This window comes from Streptomyces sp. NPDC005784, assembly GCF_042871525.1.
Classification (GTDB): Bacteria; Actinomycetota; Actinomycetes; order Streptomycetales; family Streptomycetaceae; genus Streptomyces.
Map to the genome: position 1 here is coordinate 38,467 of NZ_JBIAIQ010000014.1, position 25,788 is coordinate 64,254.

15 protein-coding genes and 2 pseudogenes are annotated in these 25,788 nt (G+C 71.8%); 2 read left to right on the forward strand and 15 right to left on the reverse strand.

The genetic code is table 11. The features are described 5' to 3' along the window. Positions 1-96: 96 nt before the first annotated feature. From ACFYR3_RS22550 to ACFYR3_RS22560, 3 genes and pseudogenes are all read right to left on the reverse strand, one after another. Positions 97-528, reverse strand: coding sequence for a VOC family protein (locus ACFYR3_RS22550; RefSeq protein ID WP_355846850.1), 432 nt, complete (start codon positions 526-528; stop codon positions 97-99). Between the two features lie 395 nt (positions 529-923). Beyond that, positions 924-1,778, reverse strand: coding sequence for a slipin family protein (locus ACFYR3_RS22555; RefSeq protein ID WP_355846853.1), 855 nt, complete (start codon positions 1,776-1,778; stop codon positions 924-926). 1,243 nt (positions 1,779-3,021) lie between these two features. Further along, positions 3,022-3,387, reverse strand: a pseudogene (locus tag ACFYR3_RS22560) (GNAT family N-acetyltransferase); the annotation flags it as partial. A 35-nt stretch (positions 3,388-3,422) separates the two neighbouring features. Between ACFYR3_RS22560 and ACFYR3_RS22565 the strand changes: the two are divergent. Continuing rightward, a complete protein-coding gene (locus tag ACFYR3_RS22565; RefSeq protein WP_355846856.1) occupies positions 3,423-3,716 on the forward strand; it encodes a GNAT family N-acetyltransferase in 294 nt (97 codons plus the stop codon). 18 nt (positions 3,717-3,734) lie between these two features. Here ACFYR3_RS22565 and ACFYR3_RS22570 read toward each other — a convergent pair. From ACFYR3_RS22570 to ACFYR3_RS22590, 5 genes and pseudogenes are all read right to left on the reverse strand, one after another. Further along, a pseudogene (locus ACFYR3_RS22570) lies at positions 3,735-4,336 on the reverse strand (GPP34 family phosphoprotein). A gap of 76 nt (positions 4,337-4,412) precedes the next feature. Then, entirely contained in the window at positions 4,413-4,835 is a 423-nt protein-coding gene (locus ACFYR3_RS22575; protein WP_261709417.1) for a hypothetical protein, read from the reverse strand. Positions 4,836-5,070: 235 nt separating this feature from the next. Beyond that, positions 5,071-6,735 carry an FAD-dependent oxidoreductase gene (locus tag ACFYR3_RS22580; RefSeq protein WP_389284519.1) on the reverse strand — a complete coding sequence of 555 codons (1,665 nt, stop codon included), beginning with the start codon at positions 6,733-6,735 and terminating at the stop codon, positions 5,071-5,073. Between the two features lie 70 nt (positions 6,736-6,805). Further along, the gene (locus ACFYR3_RS22585) at positions 6,806-7,423 is read right to left on the reverse strand and encodes a VOC family protein (RefSeq protein ID WP_389284521.1); all 618 of its coding nucleotides are present in this window, start codon (positions 7,421-7,423) and stop codon (positions 6,806-6,808) included. 121 nt (positions 7,424-7,544) lie between these two features. Next, entirely contained in the window at positions 7,545-8,093 is a 549-nt protein-coding gene (locus ACFYR3_RS22590; RefSeq protein ID WP_355846865.1) for a hypothetical protein, read from the reverse strand. Between the two features lie 229 nt (positions 8,094-8,322). On the opposite strand from ACFYR3_RS22590, the gene ACFYR3_RS22595 reads away from it, so the two are divergent. Then, entirely contained in the window at positions 8,323-9,348 is a 1,026-nt protein-coding gene (locus tag ACFYR3_RS22595) for an alcohol dehydrogenase (RefSeq protein ID WP_389284523.1), read from the forward strand. Between the two features lie 46 nt (positions 9,349-9,394). On the opposite strand, the gene ACFYR3_RS22600 is transcribed toward ACFYR3_RS22595, so the two are convergent. The 7 genes from ACFYR3_RS22600 to ACFYR3_RS22630 form a co-directional block, all read right to left on the reverse strand. Continuing rightward, positions 9,395-9,586, reverse strand: coding sequence for a hypothetical protein (locus ACFYR3_RS22600; protein WP_355846871.1), 192 nt, complete (start codon positions 9,584-9,586; stop codon positions 9,395-9,397). 24 nt (positions 9,587-9,610) lie between these two features. Beyond that, positions 9,611-10,648, reverse strand: a complete 1,038-nt coding sequence (locus ACFYR3_RS22605) for a class I SAM-dependent methyltransferase (RefSeq protein ID WP_355847105.1) — start codon at positions 10,646-10,648, stop codon at positions 9,611-9,613. A gap of 218 nt (positions 10,649-10,866) precedes the next feature. Beyond that, on the reverse strand, positions 10,867-12,141 hold the full coding sequence (locus ACFYR3_RS22610; protein ID WP_355846874.1) for a glycosyltransferase: 1,275 nt from the start codon (positions 12,139-12,141) through the stop codon (positions 10,867-10,869). After that, on the reverse strand, positions 12,138-12,959 hold the full coding sequence (locus ACFYR3_RS22615) for an alpha/beta fold hydrolase (protein ID WP_389284526.1): 822 nt from the start codon (positions 12,957-12,959) through the stop codon (positions 12,138-12,140). The genes ACFYR3_RS22610 and ACFYR3_RS22615 overlap by 4 nt, the downstream gene beginning before the upstream one ends. 3 nt (positions 12,960-12,962) lie before the next feature. Continuing rightward, complete coding sequence (locus ACFYR3_RS22620) at positions 12,963-13,298, reverse strand: acyl carrier protein (protein WP_355846880.1); 336 nt, start codon at positions 13,296-13,298, stop codon at positions 12,963-12,965. Next, positions 13,295-18,007 carry a beta-ketoacyl synthase N-terminal-like domain-containing protein gene (locus tag ACFYR3_RS22625; RefSeq protein ID WP_389284651.1) on the reverse strand — a complete coding sequence of 1,571 codons (4,713 nt, stop codon included), beginning with the start codon at positions 18,005-18,007 and terminating at the stop codon, positions 13,295-13,297. The genes ACFYR3_RS22620 and ACFYR3_RS22625 overlap by 4 nt, the downstream gene beginning before the upstream one ends. 164 nt (positions 18,008-18,171) lie before the next feature. Next, complete coding sequence (locus tag ACFYR3_RS22630; RefSeq protein ID WP_389284529.1) at positions 18,172-25,452, reverse strand: SDR family NAD(P)-dependent oxidoreductase; 7,281 nt, start codon at positions 25,450-25,452, stop codon at positions 18,172-18,174. Between the last annotated feature and the right edge of the window lie 336 nt (positions 25,453-25,788).

Here is a 25,788-nt window from a genome sequence, read left to right on the forward strand (position 1 = left end):
CGCCGCCTGTTCGCCGGGTTCCTGCTGGTGCCATGCCCCTTGTCGTCGCCGCCCCCGCTGCCTGCATGGCTCTGCAGGCGCTGGTCGGAGCATGCGTCAATCGGTCGTGACGGACGTTCCACCCCATTCCTCCGGGGCAACATCTGCGAGCGTCTGCGAGAACGTCCACTGGTGGCCCGCAAGGTCCTCGGCGGTGTACTGCCGTTCGCCGTACTCGAAATCGGTCGGTTCCATGACGATGCGTGCACCATGCTCGCGGGAGCGCTCGTAGTGGGCGCCAACGTCTTCCACGCGCACCGTCGTCGAGTGTGTGACCTCGCCGGGGCGTGGCGGGCGGCGATCGTTTCGTACATCTCCGACGATCACGGCACCATCGCCGAAACTGAGCTGTGCGCGGTGGTCCTCGCCGATCCGAACGCGCTCGGCAAACCCGAAGGCTGCGCCAAGCCAGGCGACCGCCTCGCGCACATCGGGATAGATCAGGACGGGGATAACCGTCGACGCCGGAATGGAGCGATTCGGCTTCATGTCTGACTCCAGACGTTTGGGCCGCGCCGCGCGACTGAAGTACGTACCCGTCGGCGGACGCCAGGGCTGCTCGTCACCGGAAACCGTCGCGGACGCGGAAGGAGGTCGTCCGATCTCGGCTCCAATTTAGCGGAGCAGCATCTGCGTGAGCCGCCACAGCGCTACGGCAGGTCGGCCCTCCTCGGACCCTCGTGACCTTGGAGCGATCTTCGATGAGGCGGAGAGCGAGTTCGACACGGTCGAACGGGGAGGCGGCTGGGCGGCCGTACGGAGGGCGGCCCCGGTGCATCCGTGTCAACCGGCAGTGAGCCGCCGGGGTCCAGGACGTCCGGCCCACGGTGGTGGCCTGCCAGGACACCTTTCCTGGCAGGCCACCGCCATGGTGACGCGGTTGATCAGACGGTCTTGGGCGCCCCGTTCATGACGGGGTCCGGGCTGGTCGTGGTGCCGTCGGCGGACGGCGGCGCCGCGGCGTGCGCGGCCGCGGTCTCGCGGGCGAGGAAGGAGCCGAGCTCGCCGATGGTGCTCATCAATGGGGCGGGGAAGACGACGGTGGTGTTCTTGTCGACGCCGATCTCCACCAGACTCTGCAGATTGCGCAGTTGGAGAGCCAGTGGATGGTCCATCATGATGTCCGACGCCTCCCCGAGGGCCGCGGCGGCCAGGGACTCGCCCTGGGCATTGATGATCTTCGCCCGCTTCTCCCGCTCGGCCTCGGCCTGACGGGCCATCGCGCGCTTCATGCTGTCGGGCAGCTGGATGTCCTTGAGCTCGACCAGGGTGACCTCCACGCCCCATTCGACGGTGGCGACATCGAGGATCTCGCGGATGTCCAGGTTGATGCGGTCGGTCTCCGACAGCGTCTCGTCCAGCGTGTGCTGTCCGACGACCTTGCGCAGCGTGGTCTGTGCGATCTGATTGATCGCCGCATGTACGTTCTCGATCGCGATGACCGACTTCACGGCATCCACGACGCGGAAGTACGCCACCGCCGACACGTCGACGCTGACGTTGTCGCGCGTGATGATCCCCTGCGACTGGATGGGCATCGTGACGATCCGCAGCGAGACCCGGTGCAGGACATCGACGAACGGAATGATGAACCGCAGACCGGGAGAGCGAGGGCCCACCAGTCGGCCGAACCGGAACAACACGCCCTTCTCGAACTGCTTGACGACCTTGATGGCCATGGCGATCGCCACGACGACCAGCAGGGCCACCACGACGATCAGGAAAACGAGTACTCCCATGTGCTGCTCCTCGGATAGGGCACGAGACCGCTGGCCCTTCACGCTCCAGTCGGAGCACGAAGGACACGGAAGCCGGACCGGGCTCCTGCGCCAGAAGGGCCGAAAGGCCCCCAGCGGCGGCCCCGTTGGGCTCCGCAGTTCGTGCCGTGTTTCGAGCATGGCTCGCTGCCCGCGCCGAAGGCAGGGGCCAACCGGTCCCGACTTCCGTTTCTCGCCGCCGACCGGAAGACCGGAAGGCCGGCAACCCGGCCAGGCAGGGCCGATCGGCCGGGAAAGGCAGAACGGGGGCGCGGTGCTGTCGGCGTCGGGCAGGAGCGGCGTCGTCCAGGGAGCGCGCCACCCATGTCGGCCAGCCCGTTCCAGTAGGGCGCCCGAATATGAAAAGTTGACTGGCAACTGTGGCTCCAGGAGATGGACTTCAGCGGGCGCGATGAATACGTCCTTTCAGTAGATGCCGCTCCGCGACCCGTCCCGCGGGAGCGCCGGAAGCCGAGGCGCCCCTCGAAAGGGATCAACTCGGGGCTGACCACCGGTCGGCGCATTCACGCCGTGCGTCACCCGCCCCGGTTGCTGGGCCGCCGCGTGGCCGCGATCGGTTACGAGAAGGCGGTTGAATCCGAAACGGGACGAGACCCTTACTCGCGTGCTCATGTGACTGGCGCGGTGTCAGGAACGTCGGCAATGGGTCGGTGTGAGTCCTCCAACACCTGGCGGCAGCTGACCGGACATGCGAATCGAGATAGTCTCCGGAGACCGCCCTTGACCTGTGTGAAGCAGGCAGGGAGCAGACGTTTCGGGGGTTTCTTCACGGTTCGGACAATATTCAAGTCCAAGATCTAGCATTTGGGCGTTTCCCCAGGTCAGAGACCTGAATTCCGATTCCGGGTCAGCAAATGGTCAGCTTCAGGCCGGACGGTGTCCGGCTTGCTGACCTGCATCGCGGCAGGGACCTGCTGCCGCGCCCTGCGCCCTGCTTGGAAGGTTTGATACATGGCTCGACAGCTCGATCGTGGGATGGGGCCGCTCTTCAAGGAATGCGGATGTTCCAGGGCGACCCGCTGCCCGCGCCCATACACGATTCGGTTCAAGGACGCTCTCGGCAAGTAGCGCGAAGAGGTCAGTTATGGCACGCAGAATGACGCGATCGAGCGCTTGACGCAGGGCTACCGAGAGAAAAAGTGTGGATGAGGCGCAGTGATCAGTTGCTTGGGGTTAGCCGATACCGGGTGCCGAGCGACGGAACTCAGTGGGCGGGAACCGGCTTGGACGACGGCTGCCACTCCCGCCTGATCAGCCCGTAGACCCACGAGTCAGAGACCTCGCCGTTGACGACGCAGTCTTCCCGCAACGTCCCTTCACGCACGAAGCCGAGCTTCTCCAGCACGCGGGCAGAAGCCACGTTGCGCGTATCGGTCTCAGCTTGGACGCGATTCAGGTCCAGCGTGTCGAATGCCCACCGCAGCAGAGCGCGCGCGGCTTCGGTCGCGTAGCCGTGGCCCCACGCTGCATCGTCGAAGCAGTAGCCAAGCGATGCGCTGCGGTAGTCCGGATTCCACCTGTTCAGGCTGCACCAGCCGATGAACGCCCCGTCGGAGAAGCGGCTTTCCGCCCAACCTTTGGTGAGAACGCTCAGCCGCCGTCGTCATGGCCCTGGGCGAGAACGCCCGTGTGGTCCGTGTCGACCGCGGTGACCTGACGCTGGCCGCCGCGGTCGTCCTCCTGGACGACGAGCGCCTGCACATGTGGGCAGGCGGCACCAGCCACGCCACCCTCGACGGCTTCAGCCCCAACTACCCTCCGTGGGCCACGGAAATCCGAACGGCCATCGAGTGGCGCAAGCGCTGGGTGGAGGGCGGCCGCAGCAACGAGCCCATGAAGACCCGCCACGGCATGAGACCCCTACGCCTGTACGCCTGCGTCACCCTGTCCGGGGCCTGACCGGTGGCCATGCCCGGCTCATGGTCCGCGCCAGAGGTTGGCGAAGGCCGCGTTCTCGATGGTCCGCCGCTGCCGTACCGCCTCCAGCTCCATCACCGCGTCGTGGACGGCGGCCACCACCATCGTCACGGCCTCGTCATCGAGGCCGGTCTCGTCTCGTCAGATGGTTCGTCGTCGATGCTCAGGACTGCGACGAGGGCGGTCAGGACGGGTTCCTGCTCTTCCCAGCGGTCGACCGCACGGCGGCGCGTGGGCGTATCGACCGGTTCCAGGCTTTCCGAGCCGAAGGACAACCGGCGGCTTCGCTGCGGCTTCAGCTCACCGTTCTCCTCCAGGTCGGCCTGGTATGCGGCCGAGAGGTCTCGGCCCCGGCGCCACAGCCAGTCCTCGATCCGCTCGTACGGTGCCTGCCGCGTGAGACCTGCCGCAGCCTCGCCCAGGATTCGATCGCCCAGCGGCGGCGGTCCACCCGGCACGATGTGGTCGGCGTCCACGGCGACCGCCCCCGCACCGATGAGATCGATCAGCTCGGCTCCCGCGAGCGCGAGGGACAGGTCGCCCTGCCCCACGGGATGCTTCAGGTCCATGGCGATGATGAACAGATCTTTCGCCGTGGTCATGAACGGCTCCCCTCGGAGACATCGACAACGGTGCGTCCCCACCGACCACGCCCGGTCGTCGGCGGCCTCCTCGCGACTACACGGTGTGCAGGGGTTCCTTGAAGGACTTGCGGAACACCGGACCGGCGAAGGGAATGATCGAGGACTTCATCTTTGATGTGAACGAGTCGGGGTGCCGTTCGAGTCTGACGTCGACACGCGTCCCGTCATCCGTGGGAGTCATCTGGAACTGCCAGCCCCCCGAGCCGAAGGGCACCGAGTCCCGAGTGGTGACCGTGACCCTGTTCGCCGAGGGGTCCCATTCGTAACGTGCACGCTCCCACGACTTGTCGTTGCCCTCGGTCACCTCCGCCCAGGTATCACCCCGCTCGTGGACCTGGAAGTGCTCGGCATCGATGGAGGGCCACTCGTCGACGCGGGAGGGGCTGAAGTTCGTCAGCACGCCCATCACCTCCCCTGGGCTCATCGAGGAGTTCACATGGAAGTGTAGGGACGGCATGACCTACTCCCTGGTTCAAGATGCCCCTTGTCCGTCGGCGGCCACCGGTACGCACCTCGCGGGTGCCTGGCTCGCTTCGCCGACGCTGGTTCGCGGACCCGGCCCTGCTGAGGCCTCGTAAGGGCCTGCTGGGCAGGCTCACTGACCGGGACGCTCACCTTTCAGAATGCACCTGCGCCCGGCAGCGTGCACCAGCAGGTACCGGACAGCGACCGATCAAGCCCCACGCCGGCTGTCACAGGACTTCCGCCCCATCGATTCTGCGTCGGTCGAAGATGAGCCGCACCGCTGCGGAACCCTCCCCAACCGCGGCGGCCACTCGTTTCACGCTTCCACTTCGCGCGTCACCGACGCAGAACACCCCGGGCACGCTGGTTTCAAAGGGCAGCGGCATGCGATGCCCCGCAGCGAGGGCGACGTCCTGCCCGGTCAGCAGGAAGCCGTCGGGATCCATCGCCGGCCGCCCGTCGAGCCAGTCCGTGCAGGGCGTGACACCGATGAACACGAAGACGGCACTGGCCGTCAGTGCGGAGCGGCGTCGGCTCGTCCGGTCCACGACATCAAGCCCTGTCACCTCGGAGCCGGCGGAAATACCGACCACCTCCGTGTGTACCCGCACATGGATCTTCGGGTCGGCGGCGATCGCGTCGATCAGGTAGCGGGACATCGAACGATCAAGGTCGTCTCCGCGGACCACGAGGTACACCGGATCAGACGTCCGGGCCAGGAACAGTGCCGCCTGACCTGCCGAATTCGCGCCGCCGATCACTGCCACAGGTCGCCCGCGCGAGTACGTCGCCTCGACAACCGTGGCGGCGTAGTGGACGCCGTTGCTCTCCCAGGCTTCGATGCCGGGCACGGCCAGGCGCCGGTGGTTGGCACCGGTGGCGATGATGACGTCGCGAGCGCTGAATGCCCGGCCGTCGTCGCAGGTGACGGTGTGGATACCGTCCTCGCTGGTGAAGGCCGCCGCGCGGGCGTTCCGATGAAGCCGCACTCCGAATTTTGCCGCCTGGATGGTCCCTCGGGCCGCCAATTCGGCACCGGGCAGACCAGCCGGGAATCCTAGGTAGTTCTCAATTCTCGATGATGTAGCGGCTTGACCGCCAAAGGCGTCCGCGTCGATGAGGGCGGTCGTCAGTCCCTCGGATGCGCCGTAGACCGCGGCCGCCAGACCGCCCGGGCCGCCACCGACGACGAGCAGGTCGCACATCTCCTGATCGTCGACTGCGTGCGGCGATTCTCCGAACTCTGCGGCAATGTCGGCCGGCTGTGGATTGCGCAGCATTGGCCGGCCGGGGACGAGGACGATGGGAAGGTCTGTCAGGGATACCTTGAACCTTCGCAAAAGCATCTCGGCCTCTGGCCGATCCTCCAGGTCCAGCCACTCCACGGCCGTCCTGCTGAGTGAGAACGAATGCAACAGGACTCGGCATCGTTCGTCATAGCGGGAACCGATGAGGGTGATACCCGCACCCCTTCTCAACAGGTTCGCCCGTCGTACGAGGAATGTTCGAAGGATGAGCTCGCTGAGATCACTGTCTTGCGCGACGATCGTCCGGATCTGCTCCAGCGGCACCCTCAGCAGTCGGCCCGGGCTCTTCATGACGCCGGCGAAGCGTGAGCGCTCGCCCGTCAGCATGCCTATCTCACCCAGGAACTCCGCTTTGCCGTATGACGCGACGAGCCGCTCTTCCGGCTGACCGAGCCGATCGATGATCTCCGCGGTCCCCTCCAGAACGACAAAGAAGTCGTAGGACGCGTCACCTGCCGAAAAGAGAACCTCGCCGACGGGTGCCGGATGCTCTGATCCGAGAGCCGCCAGCTTCTTGAGCTGGTCCCCGGACAGCCGCGCTGCCGGAGCTCGCTCCACAGATTCCCCCCGCACAGGCTTGTCCATAGGGGGCCTTCTTCCGCCTGGGCGGGAACAACGTGGCCGTCAGGAGAGTGCTACTTCGACGGAGACGCGGTCACGACGGCAGTTCGGTCCCGGCCTGCTCACGCACCATGTACTGGGCGTACCAGTCCGGCCAGTTCGGGTCTTCCGCACCGATGCGTGCCTCATGCACCCCGTGCGCGGCCGCGGCGCGGCGCAGCGCGCTCGCCAGGTCCTCCGCGGAGGTGAACGTCGTGGTCGCGGGGTCGAGGCGTCCCGGGAGCCGGGTGGTGATCTCCTGGAGGAGCCAGCCGTTGCCGTCCGGGTCGCTGAAGGACAGGAACGAGCCGTAGCTCGTGCGCTGGGGATCCGGCCCCGGGAGCCGGGCGTCCGTTCCGGCGTGGTGGAAGACGCCGCCGGCGTCGTGGAACACCTCGCTCGGCTCGGCGCCGAGCCGTTTCAGCTCATCGTATGCGGCGTTGATGTCGTCCACGATCAGTTGCAGGCCCTGAGCCGAACCCGGCGTCTGGGACGTGACCGAGGTGCCGATGATGACCGACGCCGGCGAGCCCGGCGGCGTCACCTGCACCACCCGGAAGTTCTCGTCCGGGGCGATGTCCGCGTCCAACCTCCAGCCCAATCGCGTGTAGAAGCTCTTGGCCCGGTCGACGTCGGACACCGGCACCACCACGATTTCGAGTTTCATGTCCATGACTGACACTTCCTCTGCTCGTACAAGATGCCGACATGACGAGACTTGCACGGCGGGACGCGGGCCGCGCCCGGGAATCCGGTTGACGGTGGCCCGGTCCACGCCGGGCGCGGTAGCCGGCTTACGGTCTCTGACCGACGGCGCCCGTGCCGAGTCGGCTGAGCAGCCAGAACGCGATCGCGGTGCCGGTGCCGTAGGCGACGTGCGCGCCGAGATCCCAGGCCAGGGTCGTGGCGTCGTACTGCCAGATCGGCTTGTAGAGCCCTGCGATCGGCAAGGCTACGTAGTCACCGGCGAACACCGCGGCACCGAAGGGCACGCCATGTACGGGGGAGGGTCTGGGCAGTGATCCGGCCAGGATGCCGTAGGCCGCGCCGGCCGCCGATCCGTAGGCCCAGTGAGCGATGGTGCTCGTGAGCCAGGCGGAACCATCAGGAAGCCGGCGCTGAGTGAAGCCCTCGATCACCCGCTTTGCCACCTGCCCGGGATCGGGGGCCTTCTCCCAGCTCTCGACCGGTGCGAATTCCCAGGCGAGCGGGCTGTCCGTCCCGCCTGCGCGACGGTACTTCAGGTAATGGACGGCATCCAGGCACACCGTTCCCACCGCCCCGGCCAGCAGGCCGGCCGTCACCGCTTCGAGGGGAGTCAGCGGAATCCTTCGGGAGCGCATGACGCAGTCTCCTCATCGCTCGGGGCCAGGAAGGGAGGTCGATGTTCTTCACCGCCTGGACCGCGGTTGGGAGGCATTGAGCCCGCATCGAGTATCCGGCGGCCACGACGCACGCGCACGAGGAGAACGTCCGCGGGCGGCCTCGTCCAGGGCTGGGCTCGACGCGCGTGATCGCCCCAGACCTGTTGCCCTGGTATCAGGCCCTTGCATACATCCACCGGAGGGACCAATGAACAGTTACCGAGTCGCGCAGGTAACCGCCCCGGGCGGCACCTTCGAAATCGCCGAGCGAGAGGTGCCGCAGCCCGGCCCCGGACACGTCAGAATCGCAGTGGAGGCGTGCGGTGTCTGCCACAGCGACGCCAGTTTCGTCGAGGGTCGTCTACCTGGTGTCTCGTTCCCGGAGGTGCCCGGACACGAGATCGCCGGGCGGATCGAGGAACTGGGCGACGGGGTTCACGGGCGGGGGTGGCAGGTGGGCGAACGAGTGGCGGTCGGCTGGTTCGGCGGTAGCTGCGGCCACTGCATACGCTGCCGTCAAGGCGACTTCATCGTGTGCGAAAACCTGAAAGTCCCGGGCTGGGCCTACGACGGAGGCTTCGCGGACAAGGTGATCGCGCCCGTCGACGCGCTCGCCAGAATCCCTGACGATCTCGCGGCAACCGACGCGGGGCCCATGGCATGTGCCGGTGTGACCACGTTCAACGGATTGCGACGCAGTCCCGCTGAACCCGGAGACCTCGTCGCCGTCCTCGGCCTGGGCGGCCTGGGTCACTTCGGAGTCCAGTACGCGGTCGCCATGGGTTTCGAAACCGTAGGGATCGCCCGCGGCGCCGAGAAGGCGGAGTTCGCCAAGCGACTGGGCGCCCACCACTACATCGACAGTACGTCGGACCTCCCGGTCGCGGAGGCGCTGCAGGCCCTCGGCGGGGCGAGGACCGTTCTGGCCACTGCCGGAAACTCCCAGGCCATCAGTGCGACCGTGGAAGGCCTGACACCGCGAGGTGAGCTGGTCATCATCGGAGCGGATCCCTCGCCGATGACCATCGCCCCCGCCCAGTTGCTTCTCAGCGGCCGTGTCGTCCGTGGTCATCCGTCCGGCACCTCGCAGGACGTGCAAGACACCATGGCCTTCAGCGTCCTGCATGGCATCCGGCCGATGACCGAGGCCGTACCGCTGGACCACGCCGATGAGGCCTTCCAGAAGATGCTCTCCGGAGCCGCCCGCTTCCGGATGGTGCTCACACCTGGCTGACTCCGGCCGGCCGTCGACGGGTGCGGACGCCCAGCAGCGGGCGATCTCACCGGAGTTGGACAGGGCCCACTGGGTCGACCGGGCGGTCCAGCGGGTTCGCCCGGACGCGCTCGTCGAGGCCGCCCCGGACCGACACGGCCGGTGAGCTCTGCGGCTTGCGGGCGGCCTGGTCGTGGAAGCAGGCCAGGAACTCGTCCGAGCGTCCCGCGCGCGGGTACCGCGGGACTGCGCGGGACATCTGGGCTCCGGAGCCGTACACGGGTCAGTCCCGGCGGGCCACCAGGCGGTAGGCGTTGGACACGCCTAGCCGGTGCGCGAGCGGGCGGACCGCGAACCGGTCCAGCAGCGTGGCCAGGACCAGGGCCGGGATCCCCGCGACGAGCAGGGCCGTACGCCCGGCCCGCCGCAGCGCGCCCGGCGGCCTCGGCAGCCAGGGCGCGTCCTCGCGCGGAGCGGCGTGGTCCAGCGCCAGCCAGACGGCCGCGAGCAGGTCCACCGGATCGTGCGGCTCGGCATGCTGCTGCGCCACCACCGTGAACCCCAGCTCCGCCAGTCGGTGGCGCAGATTGGCGACAGGCACGAAGTGCAGGTGCTGCGGCTGGAGCCAGGGCAGCCACCAGCGGCCCAACAGCCGGGCGTAGCGGCTCGCGGGGTCCGGGACCTCGATGAGCAGATGGCCGCCGGGCCGCACCGCCTGCCACGCGGCCCTCAGTTCACGGTCGGGGTCGGTGCTGTGCTCCAGGTAGTGGAACATGCTCACCACGTCGTAGCGGGCGGCGAGTTCGGGTGCCAGGTCGGGGAAGGCGCCGCGGTAGCCGTGCTCCACCCGGCCCTCGCGGGCGGCGAGTTCGACGCCGTCCGTGAAGTCGAGACCGTCGAACGCCGTACCGGGCAGCACCTCGCGGGCGGTCGCGCAGAAGTGGCCGTGCCCGGTGCCGACGTCGAGCCAGGTCTTCGGGACGGAGTCGTACGGCAGTATCGACTCGGCGCGGTCGCGGTACATCCCGGCTCGGCCGCCGAAGGTGTCGCCGAGTCTCTTCTCGCCGAGCCCGTCGTAGAAGTCGCGGTAGTAGAACTCCAGCCCGGCCTCGCTCAGCCGGGGGTTCTGGAAGACGTGCCCGCAGGCGTCGCACCGGTCGAGGACGAACCGGCCCGGCTTGTGCTGGAGCAGGTCGGTGGTGCGCAGACGGGTGGTCAGCCGACCGGAGCCGCACCAGGGGCACGTGGTGCGCGGCGGCTCGAAGAAGCGGCCCGTGCCCTCGGCCAGATCGGCCAGGTAGCCGGGGCGCAGCCCGGCCACCCGCTCGGCACGGCCGGGCTCCCTGACCGGTTCCTCGACGTCCTGCCCGGCCGGCTGCTCGGGGGCCTGTCCGGCCGGTTCCCTGGAGTCGTGTCCGTCCGGCTCCCCGGTGTCGTGCCGGGGCGGCTGCTCGGCGTCCTGTCCGGCCGGTTCGGCGGCGTCCTGCCTGGCCGCCGACTGCCCGGCGGCTTCCCCGGTCGGTCGATCCGTCTGCTCACTCATCGGTACTCCCAGGCGAGTTGTTCGAGGCTGTCAGCCGCCGCCGTCGCACCGCCGGCGGCGCGGAACGCCGTACCGATCCGCTCGGCGGACGCGCGGTGCCCGGGTTCGTGCAGCACGGCGTCGAGCGCGGCGCCCAGCTTGGCGGCGGTCACCCGGCCGAACCTGACCCGGACGCCCGCCCCCGCGTCCACCACCTGCCCGGCCACCACCGGCTGGTCGTCGCGGATGGGCGCCACCACGAGCGGAAGCCCGTGCCACAGCGCCTCGCACACGGTGTTGTGACCGGCATGGCAGACCACGGCGTCGACCCTTTCGAGGAGGGCGAGTTGGGGTACGGAGGGCAGGACCAGCAGGTCCTTGTCATGGCCGGGCGAGGGCTGAGCGCCGTACGGAGCCCTGGTGCCGTACGGAGCACCGGTGACGTCCGGGGACGGGATGTCGCCCCGTGACGAGGCGGCGTCCGCGCCCAGAGTGTTCCCCGGGTCGACGACAACCCCCTGCACCCGGTCGGCCCGTGCGCGCAGGGCCTCCCGGCAGACGGCGAGGAAGCGCCCACCGGCGTCCGCGTTCGCGGTGCCGAGGGTCACCAGCACCGTGGCCCGGCCGGGGTCGAGCCAGTCCCAGGGGAAGCCGGCCGCGGGCGGTCTGGCCGTGATCGAGGGGCCGACCCAGCGGATCGGGCCGCCCCGCGCGGCGGCCGGCGGACCGACCAGCTCCACCGTGCTGAACGCCAGCACCAGATGCGGCGAGAACCGCGGATCGGTGTCGCCCGCCGGATCCCCGACGGACCCGCGCAGGCCCGCCAGGCGCTCCGCCAGCCACTCCGTGACCCTCGGCAGCCCGGCCAGCGGGTCGGCGAACTCGGCCGAGGTGGTCGCCGAGGTGGCCCACGGCAGCCCCGCCCGCTCGGCGACCAGTCCACCCGAGAACGCCTGCTGGTCGGCGACGACCACGTCCGGACGGAACGTCTCGACCGCCGCCCGCACCCCCGGCGCCATGGCCTCGGCCAGCGGCAGCAGATACCACTCCCACAGGAACTTCAGCGCCTCCGGCCCCCGCAGGTCGGGAGGCCGCCGCGCCTCGCCCACCCCCGGTACCGGCCCGGCGCACGGGAACACCGGGGCCCGGTCACCCGCGAGGCGTCCCACAAGACCGGGGTCGGCGCAGGCCCACGCCACCCGGTGCCCGCGCGCGAGCAGCAGGTCGGCGACCCCGACGGCCGGGTTGATGTGCCCGACCAACGGCGGTACCACGAACAGGAATCCGCTCACCCGGCCTCGGCCCCCACGCTCAGGGCCGCCGAAGTCCCCTGGATCAGCGCCAGGATGTGACCGCCCACGGTCCCGGCCGCCTCCACCAGAACCGAGTGCTCGTGCCCCGGGATCACCACCGTCCGGCAGTCCGGCAGCAACGACCCCAACCAGGGCGCGAGTTCGGCGAGGTCGGAGTCACCCCCGTACACGGCGAGCACGGGACGGCGCATCGCGACGATCTGATCGTCCGTCAGTACGCCGCTCGCCGGGATGTCCTGTCCGAGGGTGGTGTCCCGGGCGAGCCGGGCCGCGCCTCGGGCCAGCCGGGCCGTGTTGTGGCCACGGTTCGCCGTGATCCACGCGAGGGCTTCGGGCTCGTTGTGCGCCAGTTGGGCCACCACCCGGTCGAGGATGCCGCCGAGCTTCGACGCCCAGGCGGCGGTGGCCGGTTCGGACTCGATCAGGGACACGCTGGCCACACGCTCCGGGTGGCGGGCCGCGAAGCCGAAGGCGATCGTCCCGCCGTAGGAGTTGCCGACCAGGTGCACCGGTCCGGTCACCGCCAGCCGGTCCAGCAGCGCCCGGAGGTCGTCGATGTTGTGGTCCAGGGTGTAGCCGTCGGGCGGGCGTTCGCTGCGGCCGTGGCCCCGCAGGTCGTACATGACGACGTCGAGGCCGGCCGCCGCGAAGGCGGGTGCCACGGTGAAGTAGTAGCTGGCCAGGCTGTCGGTGAGCAGACCGTGGACCAGTACCGCGGTCGCGGTGGCCACCCGGCCGTCCCGGGGGCCGATCCGCTGTACGTGCAACCGGAGTCCACCGGTGTCGACCATCGCCATGCGTCAGCTCGCCTCCGCCGCTTTCAGGCTGGTCACGACGTAGGCGACGAGCTGCCCCACGGTGAGCCCGATGATCTCGTCGAACTCCATCCCGGCCAGGAACTCGGCGAAGTTGACCCGTCCGCCGTACCGCTCCTCCAGCAGCCCCGACAGCGTCACCAGGTCGATGCTCTCCAGCTCCAGATCGCGGTTGAACGTGGTCGCCATGCCGATCTCGACGTCGTCGAGGCCGTACTCGTCCTCCAGAAGCCGGGCGAGCAGTCCGACGATGTCGACGAGGACCAGGTCCGGGTCGGCGGGGCGGGGGGTCGCGTCCGCGGGGTGGGGGGTGGCTTTCATGGGGCGTGCTCCTCCTCGTGGGGGTGTCCCGTCGGTCCGGTCGGCCCTGTGGTCCAGGCCACGACATAGGCCCGTTCGGTCAGTCCGGGCGGGTTCGCGGCGGGCGCGCACCGCACCGCGTAGGCGCGTTCCAGGCGCCCCGAGACGATCAGCTCGTCCCCGGCCGGTGCCGCCTCGAGCACGGCGAAGTCGCGTGGCCGGCCGCCGAAGCCGGTGCCCTCCGCCTTGGCGACCGCCTCCTTGGCGGCCCAGAACCGGGTGAACCACAGTGCCTCGCTGCCGCTGCCGCTGCCGCTGCCGCTGCCGCTGCCGCTGCCGCTGCCGCTGCCGCTGCCGCTGCCGCTGCCGGCGGTGGCGCACAGCGCGCGCAGCAGCCGCAGCTCGTCCGCGCCGAGCGCCGTCGCCATCGCCTGCGGGTCGCGGGCCGTGACCTCCTCGATGTCGATGCCAGGACCGGGAGCGGGCGTGTGCGGCCGTACGATCGCCACCCCGGCCTCGGCGCGGTGGGCGAGAGAGATGTCCAGCGGGGGCAGTTCCCGGCCGTGCATTCCGGTGACGTACGGGCGGCCCATGCTGTCGTTGCGCACCCGCAGCTCCGCGGGAAACACCGGGCCCTCGCCGTGGTCCCACAGCCATCGCCGTACGGCGTCCTTGACCGCGATCCGGCCCAGCAACCACTGCCGCCGGCCGCGCGGCGCGTGCCCGGCGTACTCCGAACGCTCCTGTCCGCCCAGCGAGTTGCGCATGATCAGGTCGCGCGACGCCAGATCCGGCCACCGTTCGTGCACCAGTGACCAGCCGCCCGGACGGGCCTCGGACAGGGTGTTGCGCCCGGGGAAGCGCTCCACCGGCCGGGTGTGCGGATCGTTGTCGAACCGGCGGTCCTGCCAGCCGCGCAACTCCGCCCACACCACGCCCGCCACCGAGAGCTGTACGTCGGCCTCCAGCACGGTGTCGGTGAGCGAGGTGATCCGCACCAGACATGCCACCTCCGTCCCCGGGGCAGGGTGCGGGCCGTGGAAGCGCATCTCCCGCATCCCGACCGGGAACACGACCGTCCGCTCGGAGCGGGTCGCCATGATCCAGTAGCCGAGGATCTGGCCGACGTTGTCCAGCAGGGCGCCGGGCGCCGCCGGGGTGGTGATGATCCCGCGGATGTGCCGCTCGCCGAGCGCGGTGAGTTCGGTGACTCCCTGGAACGCCGGGCCGTGGAACATCCAGCGCTCGCCGTACAGTTGCGCCGCGGAGTGGATGGGTGCGCGTTCGCTCGCGGGGTCGGTCCGCCAACGGGCGGGCGGTGGGGCCGGGTAGCCGGTGGCGAGTTCGACGGTGGCGCGGGCCCGGGGACCGAAGGACAGGGCCAGGCGGTCCGGTGCCACGGGCTCCGCCGCGACCTGTACGTCGACGGCGGGGGTGGCCGTCAGCCACTCCTCGAACCGGGCGCCGTGCACGGCGACCGGCACCTTGCCCGGCGCCGCCCGCCGGGCCGCGTCCATCAGGTGGTGCACGATCGTGGTCGCCGGGACGACCGGCCAGCGGTCGGCCACGTCCGGCCAGCCGGGCCGCTGGGGGAAGAAACAGTGGTCGAGCAGGTACGGCATGGTCTCCGTAGAGACGCGGACGACGGAGGTTCCTACGAGGGTGCCCGTCGCCGCGTCGCCGACCACCGTGCGCGTCTCGGCGACGGGTCTGGAAGCCGGCACGGAGACGGGGACAGAGACGGGCACGGGGACGGGGACAGAGGCGGCGTCGGGGTCGGGGGGAGGGGGCGTGGCGGCCGGCCGGCGGGCGGGCCGCGCGGTGATGAGCGCTGCCGCCGTGTCCGCGGTGTCCCGCAGCAGAGCGTCCAGTTCGGCGGCGCCGGGGAACCGGTCGGTGAGCCCACGCAGCGCACCCGGCGCGTACCGGGCGGTGGCGCCCGGAGCGGCGACGGCCGCTCCCAACTCGGCGCGAAGGTCCGCCAGTTCCGGGCCGTCGAGCGAGATCAGCGCGCCGTCCAGGTCGAGTCGCACGGGGGGCCGCGCCGACAGCGTGCCGCCGTCGGCGGATCCGGCTCCGGATCCGGATCCTGAAGTGGTCTCCGTACGGGGCCCGGTGGGCAGGCCGGGGGCGACTGCCGCCCCCGCCGTCCACAGCGCGGCCGCGACCCGGCGCAACTGGGCGAGGCCGGTGCGGTGGGGGGAGTTGGCGGCCACGGTCAGATGGTCGCGGTCGCCGAGGGTGTCGCCCACGAGCGACCCGAGCTGCCCGGGGCCCACCTGGACGAAGGCCCGGTGCCCCGCCGCGTACAGGGCCTCGGTCAACTGCCGGAAGCGCACGGGTTCCAGCAGGTGCCGGACGAACAGATCACGTACCTCCGCCTCCCGTTCGGGGAACGGCGCCGCGGTCGTCCCCGACCACACCGGGACGGTGGCCGGATGCAGCCGGAACCGCTGCGCCGCCTGTCTGATCGGCCCGAGGTAGGGCGCCAGCATCGGCGTGTGGAAGCCGGACCGGAACGGCAGCACCTGGCCGAGCACACCGCGGGCCCGGAACGACCGGACGAAGTCCTCGACCGCGCCGTCCGGCCCGCACACCATCGACTGGCCCGGCGCGTTGTCGTGGGAGAGCACCAGGCCGGCGCCCGTGAACTCCTGTTCCAGGGCGGCCAGTACACGCTCCGCGGGCGCGCCGACGGCACCGAACGCGAGACCCGGCACCGTCACCGTGTCCGGATCGAAGCCCGCCATGAAGGCGTCGACCTCGTTCCCGGAGTACAGCCCGGCCACCGTCATCGCGGTCCACTCGCCGACACTGTGCCCGGCGACCGCGTCCGGCACGACACCCAGGCGACGCAGCGCCGCGTCGAGCAGGCGTCCGACGGCCACCACGCCGAGGCCGTGCCGGCCCACGTCGCCGACGGGGTCGCCCTCGGGCGCCGCCCGGGGCAGTCCGAAGTGCGCAGCCACGTCGTCGACGCGCGCGGAGAACTCGCTCTCCAGGCCGGGGAAGACGAAGACGAGCTTGCCGTGCCCGGGACCGAGCAGGGGGCCTGGCCGGAACCAGACGTCGCCCCGGCCGTGCCAGGCGCGGCCCCGGCTGACCGCCCGGCGGGCCAGGGCCAGCCGTTTCGCGGTCGGGTCGACGATGCCGAGCCGGGCCCGGCCCGCGGCCGGATGGGGAAGCGCGGGGTCGAGTCCGGCGGCGCGTACCGCGGCGTCGTCGGTGTCCAGCAGGGCGGCGAGCGGTTCCGGACCGTCCGCGGCGAGCAGCAGGACCCGCTCGGGCTCGGCGACCCGCACGGCCGGGCGCCCGGTTGCCGGAGCGGGCGCCGTCGTGACGGGCGCCGGTGCCTCCTCCAGCACCACGTGCGCGTTGATCCCGCCGAAACCGAAGGCGTTCACGGCGGCCCGGCGCACCGGGTGACCGGGCGAGACTTCCCAGGGGACGGCCTTCTCCAGCGTACGGAAGCGGGTCGCGGCCAGTGCCGGATGCGGGTCGTCGCAGTGCAGGGTCGGCAGCAGCGTCGCGTGGTGCACCGCGAGGGCGGCCTTGACCAGTCCGGCCACCCCGGCGGCGGGCATGGTGTGCCCGATCATCGACTTCACCGAGCCGATCACCGCGCGGTCCGCTCCGGATCCGTCGGGCGGGCCGAACACCGCGCCGAGCGTGGCCAGTTCGGCCGCGTCGCCGGCCGGGGTCGCGGTGCCGTGTGCCTCCAGCAGGCCGACCGAGCCGGGCGCGGCCGGGTCGAGTCCGGCGGCGAGCCATGCCTGCCGCACCGCACTCGCCTGACCGCCGGGATCGGGGTTGACCAGGCCGGCGGCCCGGCCGTCGCTCGCCACCCCGGTGCCCCGGATCACCGCGTAGATCCGGTCGCCGTCGCGCCGGGCGTCGGCCAGCCGCTTCAGTACGACGACCCCGGTGCCCTCGCCGACGAGGAGGCCGTCGGCGTCCCGGTGGAAGGGGCGGATGCGCTCGCTGGGGGAGAGGGCGCGCAGTTGGGAGAAGACGCTCCACAGGGTGATGTCGTGGCAGTGGTGGACGCCTCCGGCGAGCATCAGGTCGCAGCGCCCCGAGGAGAGTTCGCCCACCGCCTGGTCGACCGCGACCAGCGACGAGGCGCAGGCGGCGTCCACGGTGTAGGCGGGGCCGCGCAGGTCGAGCCGGTTGGCCACCCGGGAGGCGGCCAGGTTGGGCACCAGGCCGATCGCCGACTCGGGGCTGTCGGGGCCGAGCCGGTCGGTGAACGCAGTTCGCACACGGTGCAGTTGACTCTCCGTCAACTCCGGTAACAACTCGCCCAGGGTGCGCACCAGTTGTCCGGCCGTGCGTACCCGCTGGTCGAGCCGGACCAGGCCCGGGGTGAGGTAGCCGCCCCGGCCGAGAACGACACCGACGCGCCGCCGGTCGGGAAGCCGGTCCGGGCCGCCCGCGTCCGCGAGGGCCGCGGCGGCGACGTGCAGCGCGATGAGCTGGTCGGGCTCGGTACCGGCCACCGAGTTCGGCATGATCCCGAACCGGGTCACCTCCACCTCGGCCAGTGCGTCCACGAACCCGCCCCTGCGGCAGTACACCTGGTCGGCGACGGCCGGTGCGGACGCGGTGCCGGGGCGGTAGTACCCGGCGTCCCACCGCCCCTGCGGCACCTCTCCGATCGCGTCCACGCCGTCCCGTAGGTTGAGCCAGTACGCCTCCAGATCCCGGGCCCCCGGCATCAGCACCGCCATGCCGACGATGGCGACCGGAACCTGCCGCCGCGCCACCGGCTCTCCCGCCGCACCCGCCGTCCGATCCTGCTCCTGGCCCGTCCCGGAAACCTTCGCCCGGTGCGTCACCGGACCCGCACCGGGATCCGTCATCGAACCCGCCGAGGGATCCGTCACCGAACCCCTCACCAGCCCGAAGCGGTGTAGACGACGGCGGTGGTCGACGGGTCGCCCCAGGCGAGTTCACGCAGCAGGGCCGCGGTGCCCTCCTCGGGGTCGATCAGGCCGATGCCCCGGCGGCCGTAGGCGCGGGCCAGCTCCGGTCCGACCATGCCGCCGTGCCGGGCGGCGGGCGCCCAGGGTCCCCAGTGCACGGTCAGTGCCCGGTGCCCGGTGCGGGCGGCCCAGGCCGAGCCGAGGGTCTGGAGCGCGTCGTTGGCCGCCGCGTAGTCCGCCTGGCCCCGGTTGCCGAGGACGCCGGAGATGCTACCGAACAGCACACTGAACGCCGGTCCGTTGGGCAGTTCCTCCAGCGCGGTGAGCAGTGCGTCGGCGCCGGTCGCCTTCGTGCCGTAGACCCGCTGGAAGGACTCGGGGGTCTTCTCGGCGATGATCCGGTCCTCGATCACCCCGGCCGCGTAGACGACACCGTCGAGGCGGCCGTGCTCGGCGTGGATGTCCTTCACCGCCTGGAGCACCGCCTCCGGCTCCCGGAAGTCGACGCAGCGGTAGCGGACTTCGCTTCCGAGCGCCCTGAGCTCCGTCAGCGCTGCGGTGATCTCCCGCTGGGCGAGAAGGAGTTCGGCGGCCTGGTTGATCGCCGCCGGTCTCATCCCGCCGCGGGCGGCGAGCGCCGCGCGCAGTGCGGCCGGGGTACGGGCGGCGGCCGTGTCCGGGTCCTCCGGGCCGTCCGGCGCGGGCGTCCTGCCGAGCAGTTCGAGCCGGCACCGGCCGGCGGCGGCGAAGGCCGCGGCGCACTGCGCGGTGATGCCGCGTGCCCCGCCTGCCAGCAGGACCACCGCGTCCCGGTCCAGGCCGAGCGCGGCGGCTTCGGCCGCACCGGCACCGGCCGGCCCCGCGCCGGTACCGCCGAGGATCCCCAGCGGTGACTCGACGAGCTCCAGGCCGAACCGGCCCTCCGGCCGGCGCACGACGACCGGGGCGAGGTCGGACGCGCACAGTTCCTCGACCAGCGCGTCCGCGAGCAGCAGCGCGTCTGCGACGGTCAGCGTGTCCGTGACGGCCGACGTGGTCACCACCTCCACCGTCCGCGCGACCGTCGACGGGTACTCGCGCGCCACGGTGCGGAAGAAGCCCCGCAGCCCCGCAGCCGCCGTGTTCGGCGTGTCCTCGCCCACTGCCCGCAGGGCCACCAGCCGGTGCGGTCCCAGGGCGAGGGCGGCCTTCAGGACGGGGAACGCGTCCGGAAGCACCGGCGCGCCACCCGTGGCGAGGTAAAGGACCCCGTCCACCCGGCCGTCGTCCTGGGTGAGCAGATGCTCCCGGTCGCGTGCGACGACGTCGGCGCCGTACGAGGCGAGCCGGGCGCCGATCTCGGGGGCGTCGCCGAGGACGGCCCACCGCGTCCCGGACAGTACGGCCGCCGGATCCGCGGCGTCGCCCTCCTGCCCGAGGGGCACCGACCGCAGCAGGTACCGCTTGGGCGCCTCGCCGCTTATCGTCGCGGCGTTCACCACATCGCCGTTCGCCGCTTGCACGGCCTCGACCGTCCCGGACGCCTCCGATGCCTCGACCGTCTCGAACGTCTCAGCCGACTCGGTAGCCGCGGAGGCCTCGGCCGTGTCGGCCGTGTCGGCCGCCGGGATCGTCCCGGCGTCCTCGGCGGGAAGCGTGGTCGGCTCGGCGGGGCCGGAGAGCCGCGCGGTCAGCCAGTCGGTCACCGCGGCGGCCGTCCGTGCCTTCGCGAGATCCTCCAACTCGGCGTCGTCGAGACCGGTGAGGTCGGCGCCGTCCCCGGCGCCGAGGCGCCGGGCCAGTTCGCCGGCTATCTCGGCCCGCTTGATGGAGTCGATGCTGAGATCGGCCTCCAGGTCGAGATCGGGCTCGATCATGTCGAGGGGATAGCCGGTCCGCTCGCTGATGATCTCCAGGACCACCTGCTGGACGTCGACGTCCTGAACCGATGCCGACCCGGTGGCGGGTGCCTGGTCCGCCGACAGCCCTGTGGCCCGGAGCGGTGGTGACATCGGCGGCTCCGCCTGCGGCGCGGCGGCCGTCGCGTCCCGCGGTGACGGCGGGGCGACGGGCGCGGGTGGCGCGGCCGCCCGTTCCCCGGCCACCGCTCCGAGGTAGGTCATCAGCACGTCACGCTGGGCGGCGACCATCTCGCGGCTGGTGCGCAGGAATTCGGTGATCACCGCGTCCTGGGCGTCCTGGCGGTCCTGGTAGTGCACGCCGTTGCTGCCGTTGCTGCCGTTGCTGCCGTTGCTGCCGTTGCTGTCGTGCATGCCGTGGCGGCCGTCCCGGTCGGACGGGACCGGGTGCGGGGGGTTCGTCGGCACAGTGGTCTCCACGACTCGTCGGGCCGGTGCGAGCGCACCGGGAAGGAGGTCTCCGGCGGCGGTGCGTACCAACTGTCCGTCGACCGTCCAGCCGGGCCGCTTCGGCACCGGCGAGCGCACTGCGTCGACGGCGTCGCGGCCCCGTAGCAGCCAGCCGGTGCGCACCGGCAGCCCGGCGACGGCCAGTCGGGCCAGGGCGTCCAGCCAGCCGCGCAGGCCGCTGTCCGGGCGCGGCTCACAGGCGACCGTCCGGTGCGGCCGGTCGCCGAGGATCTGTCCGACCAGCCCGCTCAGCACGGATCCGGGGCCGGCCTCGACGAAGATCCGCGCGCCCGCCTCGTACATCGCCTCGATCTGCTCGACGAACCCGACCGGGGCGCCGATCTGCGCGGCGAGTTCGGCCCTCACCGCGTCCGGGTCGGCGGCGTACGGCGTCGCGGTGCGGTTGGCCCACACCGGGAACTCCGGCGCGCGTACCGGACGGGCCGCGAGCGCCTCGGCGAACCGGGCGCCCGCACCGGCGACCAGAGGGCTGTGGAAGGCGCAGGCCACGGGGATGCGCCGGGCGTCGTACCCGGCCTCGCGCAGCAGACGCACGGCGTCCGTGACGTCGTCGGCCGAGCCGGATATCACCGTCTGACGGGGCGCGTTGCGGTTGGCGACGACCACGGCGGCCGGGGCCTCCATGGCCCGAAGGGCCCGAGCGACCTCCGCGGCGCCGGCCGTGACCGCGGCCATGGTCCCCGGATCCGCTCCGCGGTCCGCCCCGGCGGCCGCGAGGATGGCTGCCGCCCGTTCGGAGCTGAGCGCGAGCAGCGTCTCGGGGCTCAGGGCGCCCGCCGCGCTCAGGGCGACCAGTTCGCCGTAACTGTGCCCGGCGGCCATGTCGGGCCGCACCCCGGCCGTGGTGAGCAGGGCGTGGGCGGCGAGTCCGGTGATGCCGAGCGCGGGCTGTGCGGCCCGGGTGTCGGTGAGCGCCGCCCGCTGCCGGTCGCGTGCGCCGTCGTCGAAGGCGGCGGGCGGGTACAGCCGGCCGACGTGGTCGGCGCCGAGTTCGAGGTAGTGGCGCAGCTCGGGGAAGGCGACGAACAGGTCGGCGAGCATTCCGGGGCGCTGGCTGCCCTGACCGGGAAAGAGAAAGGCGACCTTGCCCTCGGCCGGGCCTTGGGCGAGATGGACGCCGTGCGCGGGATCGTGCTCCCCGGCCAGCGCCTGGCGCAGCCGCCCGGTCAGTTCGTCCACGTCGGCGGCCACGACCGCCACCCGCGCCGGATCCGGACAGACATCGGCCCGGCGGGCCGCGCTCAGGGCCAGGTCGCGCAGCCGCCACGGCCGGCCGTCGGCCTCGGCGGCCCCGAGTAACTCCTCGACGGCCCGGTGTGCCGCCGCCGTGTCCCGGCCCCGGAACACGAACAGTTCGGCGGGCCATTCGTCCAGCGCCTGCGCCGGTGCCCCGCCGTCCGCGTACGCGCCGAGCACCACATGGAAGTTGGTGCCGCCGAAGCCGAACGCGCTGACGCCGGCGAGCCGTTGCGGGGCCGGAGCCGCCCAGGGCCGGGCCCGGGCGTGGAAGACGAACGGGCTGCTCTCTTCGTCCCAGGCGGCGTTGGGGTGCTCCAGATGCAAGGTGGGCGGCCGGACGCCGGTGTACAGCGCCAAGGTCGCCTTGATCAACCCGGCCAGCCCGGCGGCACACTTGGTGTGCCCGATCTGCGACTTCACTGAACCGAGCACACAGCTCCCCGGTTTGGCCCCGGCCTTGCCGAACACCTCGCCCAGGACGGTCAGTTCGGTGCGGTCGCCGACCACGGTGCCGGTGCCGTGCGCCTCGACGAGACCGACGTCCGCCGGTGAGACACCCGCGTTGCGGTAGGCCCGCTCCAGCGCCGAACGCTGCCCTTCGGGGCGGGGCGCGGTCAGGCCCAGGGAGCGGCCGTCGCTGGAACTGCCGAGGCCCTTGATCACCCCGTAGATCCGGTCGCCGTCCCGTTCGGCGTCCGCGAGCCGCTTCAGGACGACGCAGGCGACGCCCTCGCCGAGCGCGATGCCGTCCGCCGAGGCGTCGAAGGAGCGGGAGCGCCCGGTGGGGGAGAGCGCGTGCACCGAGGAGAACAGGACGTAGTCGTTGATGCCGTTGTGCAGGTCGGCGCCGCCGCACAGCACCACATCGCTGGTGCCGCCGGTGAGTTCCTTGCAGGCCACGTCCACCGCGGCCAAAGAGGAGGCGCAGGCGGCGTCGACGGTGAAGTTGGCGCCGCCGAGGTCCAGCCGGTTGGCGATCCGGCCGGAGATCACGTTGGCGAGCATGCCGGGGAAGGAGTCCTCGGTCAGCCGGGGCAACTGGCCGTCGAGGCCCTCGGGGACGCGCCCGTGGTACGACGGGAGCACGGCGCGCAGCGTGGCCGCGTTGGACAGGTCGCTGCCCGCCTCCGCGCCGAACACCACCGAGGTGCGGGAACGGTCGAACTCCCTTCCCCCGTCGCCGTATCCGGCGTCCTCCAGGGCGCGCCGGGCGGCCTCCAGGGACAATAACTGGACCGGCTCGATGCTGCCGAGCGACGTCGGCGGGATGCCGTAGCGCAGCGGGTCGAAGGGGATACGGGGCAGGAAGCCGCCCCACTTGGAGGGAACGGCACCGTTGGAGGGGGAGGCGCCGTTGGAGGGGATGGCCCCGTCGTCGCCCCGCCCGTAGTGCACGGCCGGGTCCCAGCGCTCGGGCGGGACCTCACCGACCGCGTCCCGGCCACCCACGACGTTCGCCCAGAAGGTGGGGAGGTCGGGCGCCTGCGGGAACATGCAGGCCATCCCGACGACCGCGATGTCCAACGGAGGGGGCACCACCGGCTCGCGGGTCCCGGACCCGCCCGGCCGCTCGCCCAGCCGGTCGCGCAGCCCCGCCGCCCGCCGCGTGAGGAAGCCGGCGGCGCCGGAGGTCACCGACTCGTGCAGTGCCGCGACGGTGGTGGTGGCCGAGCGCAGCACGGCCACCTCCCCGGCCATGAACATGCCGTCGGTGAGCTGGCGTGCCTCGCCGACCGGCCTGAGCGCCCCGCCGCCGTCCCGTTCCACGCCCTTGCTCGCGAGGCGCAGCCGTCCGATGTTGAGCTGCTCCAGTTCCTCCCAGATCCGCCGGTCGGCCACGCCCGCGGACCGCAGCCGACTCTCGTGCTCGCGGTACCCCTCGGTGAACGAGCTCGGCAGGCAGCGGGTGGCGTGACCGGGGGCGGTCTCCAGGAGTGTGGTCCGCTCGGCGGCCCGCACCTGGCGCTGGAAGAGCGGCTGGATCGCGCCGCGCGCGACCGCCTCCTCGGTGAACAGGTACGCGGTGCCCATGAGGACCCCTACGGCGGCCCCGCGCGAGGTCAGCGCGGCCGCGAGCGCGGCGACCATCGCCGCCGAGCGCTCGTCGTGGACACCGCCGGCGAAGAACACCTCCAGCGCCTCCGCCGTGTTCCCGCCTTTCCCGGCGCCCGCATCCTCGCCGCCGCCCTTGCCGCCCGCGTCATTCCTGCCGTTCCTGCCGCTCTCGTCGGCCGCGTCGTCCAGGAAGTCCTCCAGGACCGCGAGTTGCGCCTCCCAGAGCGGGAAACTGCCGCGCGGACCGACGTGCCCGCCGCACTCGGAACCCTCGAACACGAACCGGCGGGCCCCGGCCTCCAGGAACTGCCGCAGCAGCCCCGGCGAGGGCACGTGCAGGAAGGTGCGGATCCCGTCCCGCTCCAGCGCCTGCGCCTGGGAAGGCCGCCCGCCCGCGATGACGGCGTGCGTCGGCCGCAGCTCCCGTACCGCCTCCAACTGGGCGGCACGCACCTCCTCCGGCGCGAAGCCGAGCACGCCGACGCCCCAGGGCCGCCCGGCCATGGCGGCCCGGGTCTCGGTCAGCATCGCCCGGGTGCGCGCGCCGTCCGCCAGCGCCAGCGCGAGAAACGGCAGCGCGCCGTCCTCGGCGACCGCCGCCGCGAACTCGGCGCGGTCGCTGACCCGGGTCATCGGTCCCTGCGCGACGGGCAGCCGGGTGCCGAGCGCCCGGCTCATCGGGGAGCCCGTGCCCAGTGCTCCGGCGGCCGTGTCGTCGCATGCGACGTCGCGCACCGCGTCCGTCAGAGCGCGCACCGTCCGGCGCACGTCCCCCCAGCGCCGCGCGAACCGGGCGGCCAGGAAACCGTCCTGACCCACCGGCAGCAACTGGGTACGCGGATCCTGTGCGCCCAGTGCCGCCGCCACCGTCTCCGGGTCGGTCCCGGCGATGCGCGGCGCGTCCGGGCCCCGCCGGAGCAGCACCCGGTGACCCGCCAGCACCGTCGTCTCCGAACCGTCCAGGGGACGCAGTTGCGCCGCGGCCGCCTCCGGCAGGGAGGACTCGGCCAGCAGCGCGAGCTGGCTGTCCAGCACCACCCCGGCCGCCCCGCCGGCCATCGCGGCGGCCGCCGTCCGGGAGCCGATTCCGCCACAGGCCCAGACCGGGAGCGGCATGTCGGGTGCGGCGAGCAGCCGCTGGAGCAGGACGAAGGTGCTCAACTCCCCGATCCGGCCACCGCATTCACTGCCGCGGGCGATCAGCCCGTACGCCCCGGCGAGCATCGCGGCCCGCGCCCCGTCGAGGTCCGTGACCTCGACCAGCACACGGTGGTCGGCGGTCACGTCGCCGGCCTGCCACGGCGCGTCGACCGCGAGGACCACCGTGTCCGGCCGACCGGCGTCACCGGTCCCCGGCGTGAGGTCGGCGGGGTCCAGCCGGCAGCGGGCGCCGATCCGCACCCCGAACGGGCCCGGTATCAGGCGGTGCAGGCGTTCCAGCGCGTCACGGGATCTTCGGCCCCCGTCACCCAGGTCGAGAACGCCGAGCCCGCCGGCCCGGCACACCGCCGCGGCGAGCCGGGCGTCGGGTTCGCCGAACGGGGTGATGCCGATGATCATGTCCTCGGAACGCACAGCAGACGTCATGATTCTCCGAATCAAGCTGAGACTGCATGGTGGGGGATGCGGTACGACAACGATGGCGGCGCGTCGGATTCCAGCGGGACCTGCGGAAACCCGGGAACATTGATCTATTGGGCCTGCTCGAAACGCGTTGAAAGGTAGCCCTGTTGTTACTGGCTGGTCAATGTTGAACCAGTGGGACGGTGTGCGGGCGTATTGATTCGGTCAACCGTGGACGCCGGAAGACGTGCCGGGATTCGGATCAATTCCTTGATGGTGGCGTCCCGTTCACTCCCCTCACACATCATCGAAACGTCAATAGGTGAATGAGAAACTTTCTCCGGTGCGGCATGTCCGAAT

Coding starts and splice junctions, on each gene's coding strand:
- ACFYR3_RS22550 (WP_355846850.1), bottom strand. CDS start 528: ATGAAGCCGAATCGCTCCATTCCGGCGTCGACGGTTATCCCCGTCCTG.
- ACFYR3_RS22555 (WP_355846853.1), bottom strand. CDS start 1,778: ATGGGAGTACTCGTTTTCCTGATCGTCGTGGTGGCCCTGCTGGTCGTC.
- ACFYR3_RS22565 (WP_355846856.1), top strand. CDS start 3,423: ATGGCCCTGGGCGAGAACGCCCGTGTGGTCCGTGTCGACCGCGGTGAC.
- ACFYR3_RS22575 (WP_261709417.1), bottom strand. CDS start 4,835: ATGCCGTCCCTACACTTCCATGTGAACTCCTCGATGAGCCCAGGGGAG.
- ACFYR3_RS22580 (WP_389284519.1), bottom strand. CDS start 6,735: ATGGACAAGCCTGTGCGGGGGGAATCTGTGGAGCGAGCTCCGGCAGCG.
- ACFYR3_RS22585 (WP_389284521.1), bottom strand. CDS start 7,423: ATGGACATGAAACTCGAAATCGTGGTGGTGCCGGTGTCCGACGTCGAC.
- ACFYR3_RS22590 (WP_355846865.1), bottom strand. CDS start 8,093: ATGCGCTCCCGAAGGATTCCGCTGACTCCCCTCGAAGCGGTGACGGCC.
- ACFYR3_RS22595 (WP_389284523.1), top strand. CDS start 8,323: ATGAACAGTTACCGAGTCGCGCAGGTAACCGCCCCGGGCGGCACCTTC.
- ACFYR3_RS22600 (WP_355846871.1), bottom strand. CDS start 9,586: ATGTCCCGCGCAGTCCCGCGGTACCCGCGCGCGGGACGCTCGGACGAG.
- ACFYR3_RS22615 (WP_389284526.1), bottom strand. CDS start 12,959: ATGGCGATGGTCGACACCGGTGGACTCCGGTTGCACGTACAGCGGATC.
- ACFYR3_RS22620 (WP_355846880.1), bottom strand. CDS start 13,298: ATGAAAGCCACCCCCCACCCCGCGGACGCGACCCCCCGCCCCGCCGAC.
- ACFYR3_RS22625 (WP_389284651.1), bottom strand. CDS start 18,007: ATGGCGGTGCTGATGCCGGGGGCCCGGGATCTGGAGGCGTACTGGCTC.
- ACFYR3_RS22630 (WP_389284529.1), bottom strand. CDS start 25,452: ATGACGTCTGCTGTGCGTTCCGAGGACATGATCATCGGCATCACCCCG.